This is a genomic window from Mesorhizobium sp. M1B.F.Ca.ET.045.04.1.1 (assembly GCF_003952465.1).
GTDB lineage: Bacteria > Pseudomonadota > Alphaproteobacteria > Rhizobiales > Rhizobiaceae > Mesorhizobium > Mesorhizobium shonense.
This window is the reverse complement of sequence record NZ_CP034448.1, coordinates 6,883,719-6,902,113: the sequence shown is the minus strand read 5'-3', so window position 1 is coordinate 6,902,113 and position 18,395 is coordinate 6,883,719. Positions and strand designations below refer to the sequence as shown.

At 61.4% G+C, this 18,395-nt stretch carries 14 protein-coding genes; 6 read left to right on the top strand and 8 right to left on the bottom strand.

Annotated features, from left to right (window positions below):
- Positions 1–147: 147 nt before the first annotated feature.
- The 7 genes from EJ071_RS34185 to EJ071_RS34155 all read right to left on the bottom strand — a co-directional run bounded on the left by EJ071_RS34185 (position 148) and on the right by EJ071_RS34155 (position 10,308).
- Complete coding sequence (locus EJ071_RS34185; RefSeq protein WP_126101804.1) at positions 148–1,827, bottom strand: formate--tetrahydrofolate ligase; 1,680 nt, start codon at positions 1,825–1,827, stop codon at positions 148–150.
- 44 nt (positions 1,828–1,871) lie between these two features.
- Positions 1,872–2,771 (bottom strand): bifunctional methylenetetrahydrofolate dehydrogenase/methenyltetrahydrofolate cyclohydrolase FolD, encoded by a 900-nt coding sequence (gene folD, locus EJ071_RS34180; protein ID WP_126101803.1) that lies wholly within the window; start codon positions 2,769–2,771, stop codon positions 1,872–1,874.
- A 305-nt stretch (positions 2,772–3,076) separates the two neighbouring features.
- Positions 3,077–4,786, bottom strand: a complete 1,710-nt coding sequence (locus EJ071_RS34175; RefSeq protein WP_126101802.1) for an APC family permease — start codon at positions 4,784–4,786, stop codon at positions 3,077–3,079.
- 89 nt (positions 4,787–4,875) lie between these two features.
- Positions 4,876–5,337: a group II truncated hemoglobin gene (locus EJ071_RS34170; protein ID WP_126101801.1), complete on the bottom strand. Its 462-nt coding sequence runs from the start codon at positions 5,335–5,337 to the stop codon at positions 4,876–4,878.
- A gap of 5 nt (positions 5,338–5,342) precedes the next feature.
- Positions 5,343–7,715, bottom strand: coding sequence for an aminomethyltransferase family protein (locus tag EJ071_RS34165; protein ID WP_126101800.1), 2,373 nt, complete (start codon positions 7,713–7,715; stop codon positions 5,343–5,345).
- Positions 7,716–7,756: 41 nt separating this feature from the next.
- The gene (locus EJ071_RS34160) at positions 7,757–8,824 is read right to left on the bottom strand and encodes a GlxA family transcriptional regulator (RefSeq protein ID WP_126101799.1); all 1,068 of its coding nucleotides are present in this window, start codon (positions 8,822–8,824) and stop codon (positions 7,757–7,759) included.
- Between the two features lie 140 nt (positions 8,825–8,964).
- The gene (locus EJ071_RS34155; RefSeq protein ID WP_189521593.1) at positions 8,965–10,308 is read right to left on the bottom strand and encodes an NAD(P)/FAD-dependent oxidoreductase; all 1,344 of its coding nucleotides are present in this window, start codon (positions 10,306–10,308) and stop codon (positions 8,965–8,967) included.
- A 162-nt stretch (positions 10,309–10,470) separates the two neighbouring features.
- On the opposite strand from EJ071_RS34155, the gene EJ071_RS34150 reads away from it, so the two are divergent.
- Entirely contained in the window at positions 10,471–11,766 is a 1,296-nt protein-coding gene (locus EJ071_RS34150; protein ID WP_126101797.1) for an ABC transporter substrate-binding protein, read from the top strand.
- Between the two features lie 7 nt (positions 11,767–11,773).
- Here EJ071_RS34150 and EJ071_RS34145 read toward each other — a convergent pair whose 3' ends face one another.
- Entirely contained in the window at positions 11,774–12,826 is a 1,053-nt protein-coding gene (locus tag EJ071_RS34145; RefSeq protein ID WP_210211889.1) for an FCD domain-containing protein, read from the bottom strand.
- Here EJ071_RS34145 and EJ071_RS34140 point away from each other — a divergent pair.
- The 5 genes from EJ071_RS34140 (at position 12,801) to EJ071_RS34120 (ending at position 18,389) form a co-directional block, all read left to right on the top strand.
- Positions 12,801–13,934: an aminomethyltransferase family protein gene (locus tag EJ071_RS34140; RefSeq protein ID WP_126101796.1), complete on the top strand. Its 1,134-nt coding sequence runs from the start codon at positions 12,801–12,803 to the stop codon at positions 13,932–13,934. The genes EJ071_RS34145 and EJ071_RS34140 overlap by 26 nt on opposite strands.
- 71 nt (positions 13,935–14,005) lie before the next feature.
- Positions 14,006–14,605, top strand: a complete 600-nt coding sequence (locus EJ071_RS34135; protein WP_126101795.1) for a dimethylamine monooxygenase subunit DmmA family protein — start codon at positions 14,006–14,008, stop codon at positions 14,603–14,605.
- A complete protein-coding gene (locus EJ071_RS34130; protein ID WP_126101794.1) occupies positions 14,602–15,567 on the top strand; it encodes a PDR/VanB family oxidoreductase in 966 nt (321 codons plus the stop codon). Before EJ071_RS34135 ends, EJ071_RS34130 begins: the two co-directional genes overlap by 4 nt.
- Before the next feature lie 16 nt (positions 15,568–15,583).
- Entirely contained in the window at positions 15,584–16,624 is a 1,041-nt protein-coding gene (locus tag EJ071_RS34125; RefSeq protein WP_126101793.1) for a DUF3445 domain-containing protein, read from the top strand.
- 574 nt (positions 16,625–17,198) lie between these two features.
- Positions 17,199–18,389: an aminotransferase class V-fold PLP-dependent enzyme gene (locus EJ071_RS34120; protein ID WP_126101792.1), complete on the top strand. Its 1,191-nt coding sequence runs from the start codon at positions 17,199–17,201 to the stop codon at positions 18,387–18,389.
- Positions 18,390–18,395: the final 6 nt, after the last annotated feature.

Sequence of the window (18,395 nt, the reverse complement as noted above, 5' to 3'; positions counted from 1 at the left end):
CCGCGCAGCGGTGGTTTCGCTGTTGTTGTGTTGATCTGACTTAGCCGACATCCTGGCAACCACCCCCAACAAGAAAGTCTTGGCACGATGTGCCAAGACTTAAAGGGCGCTCCATGGTCTAGCGCCTTGGGGAGAGCGCGGATTTCCCTAGAACAGGCCCTCGATCTGACCCTGTTCGTTGAGGAAGATCTTTTCCGAGGACGGCGCCTTGGGCAGGCCGGGCATGGTCATGATCTCGCCGCAGATGATGACGACGAAACCGGCGCCAGCCGAGAGCCTGACCTCGCGCACCGGCACGGTGTGGCCGGTCGGCGCGCCACGCAGGTTCGGATCGGTCGAGAAGGAGTACTGGGTCTTGGCCATGCAGACCGGCAGGTTGCCGTAGCCGGCCTGCTCCCAGGCATGCAGCTGGTCGCGGATCGACTTGTCGGCGATCGCCTCGTCGCCGCGGTAGATACGCTTGACGATGGTGTTGACCTTCTCGAACAGCGGCATCTCGTCGGGATAGAGCGGCGAGAACTGCGAGGCACCGGACTCGGCAAGCTTGACCACTCTGTGGGCCAGATCCTCGATGCCCGCGGAGCCTTGCGCCCAGTGCTTGCACAGGATCGCATCCGCCCCCATCGAGGCGACGAAATCCTTCAGTGCCCTGATCTCGGCCTCGGTGTCGGTGGTGAAGTGGTTGATCGCCACCACCACCGGCACGCCGAACTGGTGCACGTTCTCGATGTGGCGGCCGAGATTGAGGCAGCCCTTCTTGACCGCCTCGATGTTCTCCTTGCCGAGGTCTTCCTTCTTGACGCCGCCATTCATCTTCATGGCGCGCACGGTGGCGACGATGACGGCCGCCGCCGGCTTCAAGCCCGCCTTGCGGCACTTGATGTCGAAGAATTTCTCAGCGCCGAGATCGGCGCCGAAGCCGGCTTCGGTGACGACGTAGTCGGCAAGCTTGAGCGCCGTCGTGGTGGCGACGACCGAGTTGCAGCCATGCGCGATGTTGGCGAACGGGCCGCCATGCACGAAGGCCGGGTTGTTCTCCAGCGTCTGCACGAGGTTGGGCTGGATGGCATCCTTCAAGAGCACGGCCATGGCGCCGTCGGCCTTGAGGTCGCGGGCATAGACCGGCGACTTGTCGCGGCGGTAGGCGACGATGATGTCGCCGAGGCGCTTCTCGAGGTCCTTGAGGTCGGTGGCAAGGCACAGGATCGCCATCACTTCCGAGGCGACGGTGATGTCGAAGCCGGCCTCGCGCGGGAAGCCGTTGGCGACGCCGCCGAGGGAGCAGAGGATCTCGCGCAGCGCCCGGTCGTTCATGTCCATGACGCGGCGCCAGGCCACGCGGCGGATGTCGATGCCGAGCTCGTTGCCCCAGTAGATGTGGTTGTCGATCAGCGCCGAAAGCAGGTTATGGGCGGTGGTGATGGCGTGGAAGTCGCCGGTGAAGTGGAGGTTCATGTCGTCCATCGGCACCACCTGGGCGAGGCCGCCGCCGGCCGCACCGCCCTTCATGCCGAAATTCGGGCCGAGCGAGGCCTCGCGGATGCACACGATCGCCTTCTTGCCGATGCGGTTCAGGCCGTCGCCGAGCCCGACCGTGGTGGTCGTCTTGCCTTCGCCGGCGGGCGTCGGGTTGATCGCGGTGACGAGGATCAGTTTGCCGTCCTTGTTGCCCTTCACCGATTTGATGAACTCGGCCGAGACCTTCGCCTTGTCGTGGCCGTAAGGCAAAAGGTGCTCGTATGGGATACCGATCTTGGCGCCAATCTCCTGGATCGGTTTTTTCTTGGCAGCGCGAGCTATTTCAATGTCGGTTTTGAATTCGGCCATGGGTCTTTGCCTCGAGATCGGGTTGCGGGGAATGTATGCTGTTTCTAGAACTGTGGCCTCGGCAGGTTGCTGGCGAGGTAGGCTGAGGTCAGCGTGTTGGCCATCAGAAGCGCGATCGTCATTGGCCCGACGCCGCCGGGCACGGGCGTGATCGCGCCGGCACGGTCCGCCGCCTCAGCGTAGGCGACGTCGCCGACCAGGCGGTTCTTGCCATTGCCCTTCTCCGGCGCGGTGACGCGGTTGATGCCCACGTCGATCACAGTGGTGCCTGGCTTCACCCACTCACCCCTGATCATTTCCGGCCGGCCCACCGCCGCCACGAGGATGTCGGCGCCACGACAAAGCTCGGGCAGATTCTTCGTCCGGCTATGAGCAACGGTAACGGTGGCGTTCGCGGCAAGCAGAAGGTTGGCCATCGGCTTGCCAACGATGTTGGAGCGGCCGACGACGACTGCATTGAGACCGGAAAGATCCTTGCCATGCACGCGCTCGATCAGCAGCATCGAGCCGGCCGGTGTGCAGGGTACGAAAGCCGTCTCGAGCTCACCGGTGCCAAGCTTCCCGACATTGACAAAGTGGAAGCCGTCGACGTCTTTCTCCGGCGCAATCGCCTGGATGACCTTGCCCGCATCGATGTGATCCGGAAGCGGCAGCTGCACCAGAATGCCATGGATCGTACGATCACGATTCAAGATATCGATAAGATCGATCAGGTAGGCTTCGCTGGTGTCCGCGGGTAGCGTATGTTGCAACGAATTGAAGCCGCATTCCTTCGCCGTACGCGACTTCGCAGCCACATAGACCTGGCTTGCCGGATCCTCCCCGACGATGATGACCGCAAGACCGGGCGTTACATCCTTCGAAACAGCCAGGTCGTTGCTCGCGCTTGTGACCTTTGCGATCACATCGGCGGCAACAGCCTTGCCATCGATCACTTCAGCCATCGCCTCTCTCCCTCTTGAGAATGAAATACGGCATCGCATTGCCGTCGAACGTCGAAAATCAAGTTGCAAAACCCTGCAATTATTCGGGCTGAAAGTCAACTATAAGGAAAGAAAAATTCATATGAAGAAAAAGAAGTTTTCGCCTCGTCTGCCTCGATCAGTTGGCGGCAGCTACGCCAGGCCTTTCACGGATCAAAAAGGAAGTCACCGCCTGGCCCTTGCAGGCGGTGACTAAGCAACCGCGGTTCAACGCGGCCGGGAGGAGGGAACGTTCCCCGGTTCAAAGATGATCAGGCTCTCGCCGATCACAGTACGAAGATCCGGTCGGCGATCAGCACCACGATAAGGCCGGCCGCCAGCGTCGCGTAAGGCAGGAGTCCGGCTTTCTTGGCTCTGAGATCGGTGGATTTCATGCCGAGATCGTCCAGCATGTGATCGGGGAACTTGCCGCCGTCCTGAATGTAGTGCCGGAAGCAGAATACCGGGAGGATCAGTGCCGCGGTGATCAGGCCGGCCCACAGCGCCATCGGATTCCAGACCTTGGCGCCGGCACCCATGAAGATGGCGTTGACATAGGCGAAGATCGCCCCGATCCCCAGCAGCCAGGTCGGCGCCTTCCAGGGCCGCTCGATATGGCCGTTGTCGATGCGGTGGATCCAGCCGGCGTTGAGGTTGAGGAAGTTGAAGATGATGTAGCCGCAGTTGGACACCGCGAGGATGAAGAAGAAGCTCGTCGCGTCGGCCGAGGCGATGGCCAGCACGATAAGGTTGAAGCAAAGGTCGGTCCACATCGCCCGCGTCGGCGCGCCGTGCTCGTTGACGTGGCTCAGATAGCGCGGCAGCCAACCGTCGACGGAGCCCTGGTAGAGCGTGCGCGAGGAGCCGGCCATCGCTGTCATGATGCAGAGCACCAGCGCCAGGATCATCAGCATCACCAGCAGGCTGTGAATCAGGTTACCGCCGCCGACCATGCTGGCCAACGCATCAGCGACGCCCGAGCCATCGACGATTGGCGTCGCCAGCATGCCGTTCAAGCCCAACACGCCCTGGAAGGTGAACGGAACCAGGATGAACAGAAGCATACAGAGCAGGCCGGAATAGAAGATCGCCTTGAAGGTGTCTGTGCCGGGGTTCTTGAACTCCGACGTGTAGCAGACGGCGGTCTCGAAGCCGTAGGTCGACCAGGCGGCGATGAACATGCCGCCGAGCGCCAGCGTCCAGCCGGCGATGTTCCAGGTGCCGGGATCAGGCGCATAGGCGGCGGCCAGCGGGACCAGCGGCGAGAAGTTCGCCCAGTCGATCTGGCCGGTGAAGATCGGCACGACACCGACGATCAGCATCGGGATGATGACGAGCAGGCCGATATACTTCTGCACACTGGCGGTGCCCAGGATGCCGCGGTGCTGGATGGCGAAGATGATCAGCATCAGCACGGCGCCGATGAAGAAGGTCGCGTTCAATGAGAAGCTGACGGGCCCAAGCGTGTGGCTGAAGAGCGACCAGCTGCGGATCGCAGGCGTTGCGGCAGCCGTCACCGCCGCGATGGCGTCGGCCGCGCTCGTCCCGGCATGCGTCCCGATGTAGGCAATCACCTGCGGAGAGCTCTCGGTGAAGACCGGAACCGGCGCCAGCGCATTGAGGATGTAGGCGGCGGCGATGGAGCAGCCGAGCGACAGCACCGGCGACCAGGCGAACCAGTTGCACCACACCGACAATGGCGCGATGAACTTCGAATAACGCAGCCAGGCGGTCGCACCATAGACCGAGGCGCCGCCGGACTTGTTGGGAAACAGACCGGCGATTTCGGCGTACGTGAACGACTGCAGGAAGCCCATGATCATGGACACGGTCCAGATCAGGAAGGCCAGCTTGCCAGTCGTTCCAGCAATGCCGCCGATCGAAAACAGAACGAGGGCGGGGACGCCGCTTGCCACCCAGAAGGCGCCTCGCCAGTCAATGCTCCTATGCAACTGCCCCGCGGCTTCCACCGCGTAAGTGTCAGATAAAGCGCTCATGGCCTTTTTTCCCATTGTTAGAGGTTGAGTGTTCCTGCGATCCGGCTTCCCTTTGCCGGTTATTCTGTTTCCTACCAGGCTTGTTTTTTTCATTTCAATAAAGGCTGTTGACGATCCTCCGTATCGTCAGGCGCTTCCCACCCCCATTCCCCTAGATCGTTGACCAGCGTCAGTGCGACACGGCGGAATGCCAGGCGCATCTTGTCTACCTGCGGGCCTGAAAGCCGCATTTCGGTGATGGCTCGATCCATGAGAGCCAGCCAGTCCTCGGCGTCGCCCGCCGAGATCGGCACATGCGCGTGCATGAGACGGACGTCCATGTGCCCGTGCTTTTCCAGATAGTGACGACGCCCGCCGAGAAAGCCGCACAGAAAGTTGAACTGTTCCTCGCGGGCATGATTGACGCCGTGTCCGCGAAAATGCAGTCGCAGCAACGCCTCTCCGCGAGGATCGGTCTCGATCAGGTCGTAGAAGCAGTCGACCAGACCGCGCAAAGCCGTTTCGCCGCCGATCTGCGCAAGAAGAGTTTCCTTGGCTGCTACTGGTTCCATATGCGTCAGGACTGTGGACGGGTTTTCTTGGGATCATAGTGCGATAGCGGGACGATCGTGGCCGGCAGCCGCTTCTGGTGCCCGTCGAGCTTGCCGATCTCGACCTGCGTGCCGACATCGGCATGGGCCACGTCGATGCGCGCCAACGCAATGTTCTTGCCGAGGATCGGCGAACGCATCGACGATGTGACCTCGCCGATCTGCGCGCGCCCAAGATGGATGCAGTCGCCATGGCCGACCGCGACGGCCCCTTCGATGTCAAGCCCGACTATCTTGCGCGATGGATGCTCCTTGCGCCGGATCAGTGCGTCGCGCCCGATGAAATCGTCGGCCTTGGACTTGAGCGGCACGGTGAAGCCGATGCCCGCCTCGAATGGGTCGGTCTGATCAGAGAAGTCATAGCCGGCGAAGATCAATCCGGCCTCGATCCGAACCATATCGAGGGCGGACAGGCCCATTGGCGTCAATCCGTGTGCCGGCCCCTCGGCCCAGATCGCGTCGAAGACCTCGCCCGCGTGCCTGGGGTGGCACCAGACCTCGTAGCCCAGCTCGCCCGTGTAGCCGGTCCGCGACAGCACGACAGGTAGGCCCTGGTCATCACCGATGCGGCCAACGGTGAAACGGAACCAGCCGAGTTCGGCGATCGACGGCTGATGCGGCGGCGTCCAGATCACCTTCTTCAGCAGCTCGCGGCTTTCCGGCCCTTGCACGGCAATGTTGTGCAGTTGGTCGGTGGAACTACGGACCAGGACGTTGAGGCCGAGCTTTTCCGCCTGTTCGCGCAGCCATATGCCCGAATACTCGTCGCCGCCGACCCATCGGAAATTGTCCTGACCGAGGCGGAACAACGTGCCGTCGTCAATCATTCCGCCATGCTCGTAGCACATGGCGGTATAAACGATCTGGCCGACCGCCAGCTTCTTCACGTCACGCGTCAGCGTGTACTGGAGCAGCGCTTCCGAATCCGGCCCCGTCACCTCGAACTTGCGCAGGGCAGAAAGGTCCATCAGCACCGACTTCTGCCGGCAAGCCCAGTACTCCTCGATCGGCCCGGCTTCTGCGTAGCGGTTGGCCAGCCAGTAGCCGCGATATTCCACGAAGTTGCGGGTCAGCTTGGACAGGCGGTCGTGAAACCCGGTTTCCTTGGTCATCTTCGGCTCCGAATCGGGAGTGGCGCGGATCGCCACGGCGCGTTGGAATTTCTCCGCCCCTGAATAGGTGCGCACATGGATGTCGGTCGGATTCCAGCCATTGGCCGCCGTCGTGTCGTCAGGGCAGGCGGAGTTGACGCAGACGAGGTCGGTCAGCGCCCGCAAGAGCACGTAGTCGCCCGGCCGCGACCACGGCTCGTCGGAATACATGACGCCATGCGCGTCGACCCCGGTGTTGAAGAAGAAGTTGGCCGCCATCCAGCCGCCGCGCGGACCGACGCCGTATGAGCCGAGCGCCTTGTTGAAGTTTTCCGTGCAGTTGATATGGCCGGGATAGCCGATATCGTCGTAATATTTTGCATAGCACGCCAGCGAGAAGGCGTCGTGGCGACCGCAAGTGTCCTGCACGACCTCGACCAGCGGCAGGAAGTCCTGATCGTAGTACTTCGAATGCAGGCCAGGCAGCGGATAGGCATGCCCCATCGCGCTGCGCGTGGCGGTGACGTCGAGCGCATGCTCATTTCCGCTGTCCAATTTGCGTGCCGAGAAGCATTGGAAATCGGTGCACTGGCGTCCGTCGACATCGATGATCTGAATGTAGTCCCCGGCTTTGACGAAATAGGCCTCCGCCGTCGATGAGTGCACGCGAAGCTCGAGAACCGGATCGGCAAGCGGATCTGGCAAATCCCGGGAGGTCTCACGCAAGCGAACCGTCGCGCGCCGCACGAGGACGCTCAGGGGCGTTGCAGTCTTCTGGTCGTCCGGCGCCATGTCGGTTCCCGGCGCGGCGATGACGAGCCAGCCGCCGCGCTGGACGGTCAACTCGACTTGGGTCTTCGGTGGCGTTGTCGCTTCGAAGAAGCGAATCCCGCCCGCCGCAGCGAGGTCGATACCACGGATCTCCAGCGCCGTGCGCAGCCGTTGCAGGCTGCGGTCCTGACTGACTAGCAGCGCCTTCAAACCCGCAGCATCCGAGTTCGGACCATGGCCGACCATGCCGGCGTCAATGCGGCCCGACGCGTCGGCCACGACCACCTCGCAGATTTGGCCGCCCTCATCATTCGTTACGGTGATGCTGTCGCCTGCCGCAATGTCGATCAACATCGCTCCGGCGCCGCTGACGATGTAACGCTCGGTGCCGGCCGGTAAGGTCAATCCTGCGGGACGGATGATGCGGCTCGCCTGCGGCGGTCCACCGCGGACGGGAGGGTAGATCGTGTTTAGCATCGTTTCCTCCTCGCTGAGCTGGGGCTCAGCTGCTTCGTCGGCTACGCGGTCATCGACAACCTGTGTTGGGATACATCTGTGCAGTTCAGGCCCAGCAGCGCCGGGTCCATCAGGTCGGCGTGCCCGTCCTCTCGGGCGGACAGTCGTGTCTGATGCGGAGCGCATCCGTAGGCTTCGCGATAGACTTTGGAAAAGTGCGACGGCGAGATAAAACCGCAAGCCACCGCAACTTCCACGACTGGCAAGTTGGTGCTCACAAGAAGCAGCTGCGCGCGTTCCAGACGCAGCTCCATGTAGTATCGGTTCGGTGAGCGCCCCAACTCTCTGTCGAAAAGCCTTTCGATCTGCCGGCGCGATATTCCGCTTAACGCGACAAGATCGTCGACCGGCATAGGATCGTCCAAGCTTTCCTCCATCAGGCCAATGACCTTCATCACTGCCTTGTGGTTGAGCTTGACACGAGAATGGAGGGGCAGGCGCTGTCGCTCCCCGGCTGAACGCATTCGGTACGCGATGGCTTTTTCGCAGACGCGGTTGACGACGACTGAGCCATGGTCGCGTTCCACCAAGTTCAGGAACATGTCGAAAGGTGCATCCCCACCCGAACAGGTATGCAGATCTCCATCATGTTCAAAGGCCGTCTGGGTGGACTCTATCCCCGGAAACTGCTCGCAAAATAAAGGAAGCTGCTCCCAGTGAACGGCGCACCGACGCCCGTCCGCCAATCCAGCCCGCGCGACAACGACGGTGCCACTGCCGATGCAAACGACTGGAATACGGCGCATGCGGCATTCCCTTAGCCAGGCATCGAGCTGCCTATTTGGGCGGGGGATGCCGCTGCCGCCGCAAATCACCGCGGCTGACGTTGAGTTTGACTTTTGGGTTCTCTCGCGTTCAGCTCTCAACGTGGAGTCGATGCCGACGGTCATTCGGCAACTCGACATCACGGGTTGCCCGTCTTCAGATATGACTTGCCAGCTGTAGACGGTTTTCCCGATTGCTTCGTTGGCTAACCGCAGCACTTCGACCGCGCAAGAGAACGCCTGAAGCGAGAAGCCAGGCAAGAGGTAGAAACTGAACGACCTATGTGCGGTCTGTGTAGTCAGCATCCCGGCTCCTCCTTATTTTTGCCCTACTCAGCGTGTGCTGACCAGGGCCCGTCTCGTCATCTGCCCGGAACTGCTCCCAACGCGGCAAGGGGAAGTGAACGGTCCGCAGGGCTTCTGGAAAAGTCGCTGGGCAACGAAGCTCAGTTGCGCAGATAACTCTGCATTGTGTCGTCCAGCGCGTCTTTCCACGGCGTGTGATGCTGCGGCGCCATGGTACCGGTCATGACCGATTTGTAGCTGTTGTTGCGGAAGCCCATGATGTCCTTGGCCTTATGCTTCTTCCATTGGAAGAAAGCTTCGTCGGCGCCGTCGACATCAAAGCTTGGATAGTCGGTCTCGGCGATCAGCTCCTTGATATAGCTGCCCTGGTAGCGGATCGCGTCATAGCTGTCCTCTCCCGCATCCTCGGCCGCCACCCGCTTCTCGACGTCGGCAATCAGCTCGTCCTTGGATGCAGGCAGCTTGATCCTGCCGAGGATAACGTCGCGCGCCCACCAGGCCTGCGCATCGAACATATTGAAGGTATACCACTGGTCCTGCATGCCGAGATAAAACAGCGCCGGATTGTGGACGTAGACGACACCCTTGTAGAGGTCAGCCGTGGCCAACCTGTTCGCGGTGCGCAGCCGCAATTCGTCCGACATGAACGGGAAATGGTGCTTGTAGCCGGTACACAGGATGATCGCGTTGACGGTCGCCGTCGAGCCATCCTTGAAGGTTGCGACGTTACCTTCGACCTTGGTCAGCAGGGGCACCTCTTTCCAGTTGGCCGGCCATTTGAAGCCCATGGCCTCCGTCCGGTGGCTGACCGTGACGGACTTGCAACCGTACTTCCAGCACTGGGAACCGATATCCTCGGCGGAGTAGCTGGTTCCGATGATCAGTATGTCCTGACCGACAAATTCTCGTGCATCGCGGAAGTCGTGAGCATGGAGGATACGGCCATTGAATGTCTCGAATCCGGGGAATTCCGGCACGTTCGGAGTCGAGAAATGCCCCGACGCGACGATCACGTGGTCGAACTCTTCCGAGTAGGATCGGTCATTGGGAAGATCGTGCACACGCACGGTGAACTTGCGGGTCTCAGCGCTCCAGGTCACATACCTGACAACCGTAGAAAAACGGATCCACGGGCGGACGCCAGCCTTCGTCACGCGCCCTTCGATGTAGTCAAACAACACGGCCCGGGGCGGATAGGAGGCAATCTGCTTGCCGAAGTGCTCCTCGAAGGAGTAGTCGGCGAACTCGAGGCCCTCCTTCGGGCCGTTGGACCAGAGATAGCGATACATCGAGCCATGCACCGGCTCGCCAAATTCGTCCAGGCCCGTGCGCCAGGTGTAGTTCCACAACCCTCCCCAATTCCTCTGCTTTTCGAAGCAGACGATTTCGGGAATCTCGGCACCTTTCTGCGCCGCGGACGCAAAGGCGCGCAACTGAGCCAAGCCGGACGGGCCGGCACCGATGACGGCAATCCGTTTCTTCATCATGATTCTCCCATTGGTCTGAACCGGTTTTTGCTGGATTGGTTCTTTTGGTTCAAACCAGTTATGATCGAAACGGCAAACTTGTCAACTAATATTCATGGAAGGAAAATGAATTTGCACCGGAATTGGCCTCGGTCTATGAACGGTCGGTGAGGAGCGCCCATGAACGCCGCCAGCCTAGTGCAACGACTTGCAGTGAACGCCCAGGTCAAACGGCTGGGCGTCGGCGCACAACGAGTAGTCAAAGTAGGCTTTCTCGGGCCGCTCAGCGGGCCTGTCAGCTCTTGGGGGCTGCCGGGACTGAACGGCTGCCGCATCTGGGTGGACTGGATCAATCGCACTGGCGGAATGCTCATCGGCGGGACGCGGCACAACGTCCAACTATTGGCCGAGGACTGCGGCTATGAACCCGATCGGGCAGCGGTAGGGGCTCGGCGCCTCGTGCAGGATCACGGGGTAGGGCTGCTGATGATGCACGGAGGCGACACGTTTCGTCCGGTCCAGAACTATCTCATGTCGCGCAAGATCCTGACCTCGACGCTGCTGCCGAGCGATCTTTCGCCCGACACGCCGTACCTGATCGCGCCCAGCGAGATCCACCCCCTCTACAACGTCACGGCAGTCGAATGGCTTGGACGCAACCGCCCCGACCTGCGCCGCGTTGCGATGTGCAGCCAGACGGATGCGCTGGGCCTGCCTTCGCTGGCTACCTATCGCGCCGCCTTTGCGGCCGAGGGGATCGCGTCGGTGGGCGAGATACGCTACGCGCCGGAGGCCACGAACGCCGACGAAATCCTGCGCGCAATGCTGGCCGGCAATCCCGACATTTTGTGTTGGTGCACGAGCTATGAGCCAATGGTTCACGCGCTGACCGAGGCTGCTTTCCGGTCGGGATTCCGGGGGCAGATCATTTCTTGTACTGCCGACTATTATCGGCGGCTTGTCGACCGGACATCGATCGATTTCATGGAGGGCTTTCTGTTCCAGTTCCCGGATTTCGACGATCCGGAGCTTCGCGACAAGGCCTTCTTCTTCAATCGTCCAGCCGAGTTCTTCGCGGAATACAACCGGCGTTTCCCGGACAGCTGGAGCGCGGTTTCCTGGGAATACGTTGCCACGCTCGACCTTTGGCATGCGGCGGTCGAGAAAGCTGGAACGGCAGCGCCTGTCTCCGTTCTCGCAGCGATGAAGCATGGCGGGCTCGGCGAACATGCGTTCGGGATGGCGCAATGGGCGGGCTCGGAGCTATTCGGGAATGACAATGCCCTGATCGGCGACTGGCCGGTCGTACGCATTACGAATGGCCAGGCGCGTATTGTAGCCTTTGGATCGGTCCCGGCTTGGCTGCAGAGGCACGGCGCCCGGTTGCGCGACGAAATGCGCGCGCTTGGGCTGATGTGGGATCAGCGTCATTCCAGTGCCTCCGGAGAGCTGCGCATCGCTGCCGAATTGGACTGACCGAGGCTCAGTCTTCCTGCAGAAGCAGCTTTTGTTCCTCAATCAATAGCAGCTTGGTGAATTCGACCGCACTCTCGATATCGCGGGCGATGATCGCGTTGAGCAGCGTGTTGTAGCGGCGCTGGTAGTCCTGTATTCGCCTGGGTGTCAGATGCCGCCGGTTGAGGGCGGCGCGGAAGCTCTGGCGGCGAGCCTGGAGCAACAGATCGTAGCATGACGTCAGCAGCGGATTTCCCGCGCCGCGGGCTACCTGGCGGTGGAATTCGTCCTCGAGCCGGGCGAACTCCGCCGCTTCGGTTTGAACCGCTTCCATGGCGGACAAGGTCTCGCTCAGTCCCTCAATGGCGCGCGGCGACATGTTGATGATGGCGAGCCTCATCATGTCGGGTTCGATTATTCCGCGCATCACCAGGAGGTCGAGCGGGCTTGTCTCGGCAGCAATACCGCCGGTCGCGTCATCCGGGGCTGCCTGACCCTTCACGAAGCTGCCGCTCCCGGCACGCCGGCGTATGAAGCCATGCTTCTCGAGTATGTCCAGCGCTTCGCGAACCGTGTTGCGGGCGACGCCAAGTTCACTGGCCAATGTCCGCTCCGAGGGCAGTCGCTCGTCAGTGGTGTATTGCTGAGAGCTTATTCGCGCCAGCAGCGTGTCCACCACGACACGAACCGTGGCGGTGATTGAATGGTCCGCGATCAGTGCCAAGGCAGCCTCATGTTTCGATGACATCTGCGACGTTCCTTTCGACATCCGAAAGTTCGCATCCATTTGCGATGGTTCTGGTTGGCCACGCAAGCCACGGCCGATGACCGCGCCCTTCTGGCGGTCGGGTGATTCTGATCGCCAATTCGGCGTTTCGGCGTCTGTTTCGCGCAAGTGTCTCGCTCGCCATTTCGGTTGGCCTTCGGTTCTTCCTTGCCGCGATGTCCGATCGGTCATTTTTGCTCTCAGGTAAAAAATTTTAACGGGGAGTATTGATTTCAAGAACCAGTTCTCGCAAACTGGTTCAATAATTGGTATAAAAAAGGGGAATGCAATGACCAATTCCTGGAGATTTTCCACGCTCGCCGATCGCCATCGCGCGCTAGGTTCGAAGCTTGAAGACTGGAGCGGCATGGGCACCGCCTGGCAGTATGCGGGCGACCCGGAGCGCGAATATCTGGCGATCCGCACCAAAGCCGGCCTTATGGACGTCTCCGGTTTGAAGAAAGTCCATTTGAACGGCCCCGCGGCGAGCCACATCATCGACCGCGCCACGACCCGCAACGCCGAGAAGATCATGCCCGGCCGTTCAGTATACGCGACCATGCTGAACGACGCCGGCAAGTTCATCGACGACTGCGTGATCTACCGCATGGGACCGAACAGCTGGATGGTCGTGCACGGCTCCGGCGGCGCCCACGAACAGCTTACCATGGCGGCTACCGGGCGCGACGTCGCCATCCGCTTCGATGACAATCTCCACGACCTGTCGCTGCAGGGGCCGCTCGCTGTCGACTACCTGCAAAAGCATGTGGAAGGCATCCGGAACCTGAACTACTTCAGCCATATGCAAACCTCGCTTTTCGGTCTGCCGGTGACGATTTCGCGCACTGGCTACACCGGCGAGCGCGGCTACGAAATCTTCTGCCGCGGTCAGGATGCTCCTGCGATCTGGGATCGGATCCTGGAGGAGGGCGCAAGCATGGGCATCATCCCCTGCCGGTTCACGACGCTCGATCTGCTGCGGGCCGAAAGCTATCTGCTGTTTTTCCCTTACGACAATTCGGAGAAGTATCCTTTTGAGAACGAAGGTCCCGGCGACACGCTGTGGGAACTCGGGCTCGACTTCACCGTCTCGCCCGGCAAGGTGGGCTTCCGCGGGGCCGAGGAACATTATCGGCTGAAGGGCAAGGAGCGCTTCAAGATCTACGGCGTCAAGCTCGAAGGCACGACGCCGGCCGAGGAGGGCGCGCCGCTGTTCAAGGACGGCAAAAAGGTCGGCGTCGTGACGATGGGCATGTACTCCAGTCTCAACAAGCACAATATCGGCATTGCCCGCATGCCGGTGGATTGCGCGGTCGACGGAGTGAAGATGACCGTTCAGAATTCCACCGGCGAAATTCCCTGCGTCGCCCACTCGATGCCGTTCTTTGATGCGGAAAAGAAACGTCGCACCGCCAAGGGATAGGTCGCGGTGAGAGGTCGCAGACGGGATTCAAGCCCGCAAACCAACCAAAACGGAGCCGAGGGTTAAAGTCAGTGTTAGAAGGCTCGATTCTAAGCCGTCCCGTCTATGACGTGCTGGAGATACGGCCGGGCAGGCTGCATTTGATGGTCGCCGACGCTGAAGGGGCGGAAGCAATCCTCGATTTGGCTGCCTCTGCGCCCTCCGATTTCTTCGCTAGGGCCCACGTCATATACATTCCCAAAAGGGCCGGGGACAAGTTCGTTACCAAGTTGGAGCAACTGGCCCCAGCCCAACTCTATGTCGGGCCAAGCTATGAGGCCGCGCTTCCACGGCTGAGGCGGGTGCTGGCCGGGGCGCATATGGGCCTGCAGGTCTATCTCGCGGGAACTGAAGGGCTGGTGGGACAGGCGATGTTCGAGGCCACGGAGGCCGGCATTCCGCATTCCGCCATCCAGACGGAACATCGCGGCTCGACGGCACGCCGTGTGCAGTGCGTGCATTGCAAGGGTATCACCGAAGACGTGACACACGATCCTTTCCAATGCGCCCATTGCGGGCTGCATCTGTTCGTGCGCGATCACTATTCGCGCCGCATCGCGGCCTTCCAGGGCGTGCGCGTCGATGCGGAAGATCCCGGTAACATTCCGGAATCGGTGGAGCGGTTCAGATGAGCGCAGGCGCCGCGAAAATACCCGTCAGGGTGGCTGAGGTCACGCCGGTCAACGAGCTCGTCACCCGGTTCAGGTTCGTGCGCCGTGATGGCGGCTTGATGCCTACTTTCTCGGGCGGCGCGCATACGGTCGTGGAGATGAACGACCGGGATCGCGTGCGCCGCAATCCCTACTCGATCATGAGCGATCCCGGCGACCGGGAGGGCTATTCGATCTCGATCCGCCGCGACGACAACGGAAGAGGCGGTTCGTTGTTCATGCACCGGCAGGTGAGGCCGGGGATGGAAATGGTCATCTCCAACCCGGTCAATCTCTTCGCCCTGGATTTGCGGGCGCGAAAGCACCTGTTGCTTGCCGGAGGCATCGGCATCACGCCGTTCCTGGCGCAGATCAAGCAACTAAGCGCCATGAACGGCAACTTCGAACTGCACTACTCCGTGCGGACCGCATCCCTTGGTTCCTACGCGGACGAGCTGGTGGCCAACTATCGCCCGCGCGTTCATCTTTACCACGACGACCGGGGCGAGCAGATCGACCTGCCGGCATTGCTCGACGGGCAGCCGCTCGGCACCCATGTCTATGTCTGCGGCCCCAAAGGTATGATCGCCTGGGTGCGCAAGACCGCGACGGCGCTCGGATGGCCGCGCGAGGCGGTGCATCACGAAGAATTCCTTGCACCTGCCTCAGGCAAGCCCTTCGAGGTCATGCTGGCGCGCTCGAACAAGACGATTCAGGTCGGCGAGCACCAAAGCCTGCTCGAAGCGATCGAAGCAGCCGGCGTCGAGGCGCCATATCTGTGCCGCGGCGGAGCCTGCGGTCAGTGCGAGACGGACGTCCTCGAGTATGAGGGAACGTTCCTGCACAAGGACCATTGGCTGACGCCGGCGCAATGTGCCAGCGGCACCAAGATCATGCCTTGCGTATCACGCTTCGAAGGCAAGACGCTGGTGTTGGATCGATAGCGAGGAGGACGCTGCGATGACTATCATCTTCAAGGAAGAAACCTTTCACGACGATTTCACCTTCCGCAACTCGCCGGAGGCGGTCAAGCGCTTCCCTTTCCCGTTCCCCGAGGACAGCTACATGTACTCGGTGAATCTGGAGCCGCATAAATCATACCGCCCGGGGAGCGTCTACGAGCGGACCTTCGACGTCGATGAGCACTACGTCTCGGAGATGCGCGACCGTGCCCGCGTTTTGGCCGAGGATCCGTTGCGCTGCCAGTCGCTGCCGCACATGACCTTGGCCGGATGGGACCTGCTCGAGCTGATCATGACCTCGAAGGCGGAGGAGTATCCAGAGCTTTTCGAGCTGCACCGCGACGGCGCCAAATGGCACTGGATCAACCGTCCGCTGGGGATCGAACAGAAATTCACCTTCCTCGATGAGACCACGTTGCCCTGTGGTCCGATGGAGTACATCACGCGGCAGACCCAGGGCGACTTTGCGGTGCTCGACCAGCGCGACGACAACCTGTGGATGGACGCCGGCATGGTGACGACCCAGGCCGACTGGAGCCTCGATTTCGACATCGGCATGAACTTCTTCGAGTGGCACGCCCCGGTGCCGAAGGCGCACGAGATGGGTATCTTCCAGCGCGCCCTGAAGTTCCTCCTGAACGTGCAGCAAGGCTCGCCGGCGCGGCGCCTGAACTGGACGATGACCGTCAATCCGCTGCTGGATACAAGCCCCGAAAACTATCACAAATGGGGCGTGATGAAGAAAGACCTGACGCTCGAGAACATGGGGCAAATGATGCATTTGCGCGTCGAGCTTCAGACCTTCTTCCGTCTCCCGCGCTCGAATGCCCTGGTGTTTCCGATCCGCTGCTACCTCATCAAGCTCGACGAACTGGTGACGGTGCCGAAATGGGCCAGGCGCTTCCATCGCGTCATCCGCGACCTGCCGACCGAGCTTGCGACCTACAAGGGCTTTGTCACCAATCGGCCCAAGATCGTGGAATGGCTGTCGCGATATGACGACGGCGCCCCGACGTCGCCGGGCATTTGGCCGGACTGAGCAAGCCGTGTCCGCTGGCGGCCCAAGCCACGAAAGCTGGTGAGCTCCCTGCTCCCATGAAGCCGCATGGTGTTTGCCACGCGGCTTCAAGCGCGACGCACTGAAACGGATTCAGGCGACGCGCTTCAAGTCTTTGATTTGATGCACGTCGTCTTCCCAAAACCGCTGCGCACTTTTGGGCGACATGCATTGACGAAGTCCTGCGCATTCTCTGCCACGGAGATTGAGCCCGCCACTTTGGCTGGCCGTTTCCTGCTCCAGCCCCTTTGGATGACCGCCACGTTGTCCGCCGAACCTGGCGCTGCAGTATGCAGTCGCAAGCTCGTGTCCGGCCCGCCAAAAAATGGTTTCGGTTCGCGCCGAACAGGCTTCCAGCGAAGACGGCCTGTCAGCGCCCAGGCAATGATTTCAAGGGTTCGTTTCGATTGCCTGGCGTTCATCATCCGGCCGGGTAGGCAAAAACCTATCCGGCCAACAGGTCATTTCTATCCGGGCAGGTGTTGTTGGTAGCCGGCCATCGATCGATGCTCCTTTCATGACAATCGCGGGTCAGCCGCTTATCGAGGAGGATTTCATGGCTGGGTTCACCCACCTTTTCATCCCAGGACCCACCAACATCCCGGAAGAGATCCGGCAGGCCATGAACCTGCCGATGGAAGACATGCGCGCCGCCTCCTTCCCCAATCTCACGCTGCCGCTGTTCGAGGACATCAGACGGGTCTTCAAGAACGAGACCGGTCGTGTCTTCATCTACCCCTCGTCGGGCACCGGCGCCTGGGAAGCGGCGATGACCAACGTGCTCAGCCCCGGCGACCGGGTGCTGATGTCGCGCTTCGGCCAGTTCTCGCATCTATGGGTCGACATGGCCGAGCGCCTCGGCTTCGACGTCGACGTCATCGACTGCCAATGGGGAACCGGGGTTCCGCTGGATATTTATGCCGAGAAGCTGCATGCGGACAAGGCCCACCGCATCAAGGCGGTCTTCTGCACCCAGAACGAAACGGCGACCGGCGTCACCAGCGACGTCGCCGGCTGCCGCGCCGCGCTCGACGCCGCGAACCACCCTGCGCTGCTCTTCGTCGATGGTGTCTCGTCGATCGGCTCGATCGACTTCCGCCAGGAGGAATGGCGCGTCGACTGTGCCGTCTCCGGCTCGCAGAAGGGCTTCATGCTGCCAGCCGGCCTTGGCTTCCTGTCGGTCAGCAAGAAGGCGCTCGCCGCGTCCAGGACCGCGACGCACCGGCGCTGCTACTTCGCCTTCGAGGACATGATCCGCACCAACGACACCGGCTACTTCCCCTACACGCCGGCCACGCAGCTCCTGCGCGGCTTGCGCGCCTCGCTCGATCTCATCGCCGAGGAAGGGCTGGACAACATCTTCGCCCGCCACCATCGCCTGGCCGAAGGCGTGCGCAAGGCGGTCGATGCCTGGGGGCTGAAGCTGTGCGCCAAGCAACGCAAATGGCACTCCGACACGGTGAGCGCCATCCTGGTGCCCGAAGGCATCGACAGCGCCGACGTCGTCAAGCGCGCCCATCGGACCTATCAGACATCGCTCGGCGGCGGCCTCAACAAGGTGTTCGGCAAGGTCTTCCGCATCGGCCATCTCGGCTGGCTGAACGAGGTGATGGTCTGTGCTTCGCTGTCGGCGGCCGAAATGGCGCTGCTCGATTGCGGCGTGCGCCTTGCGCCGGGCTCCGGCGTGGCGGCGGCGATCGAGCATTTCAGGCGCACCGCTGCGATGCCGGTCGCCGAGGCGGCGTGAGGAGCA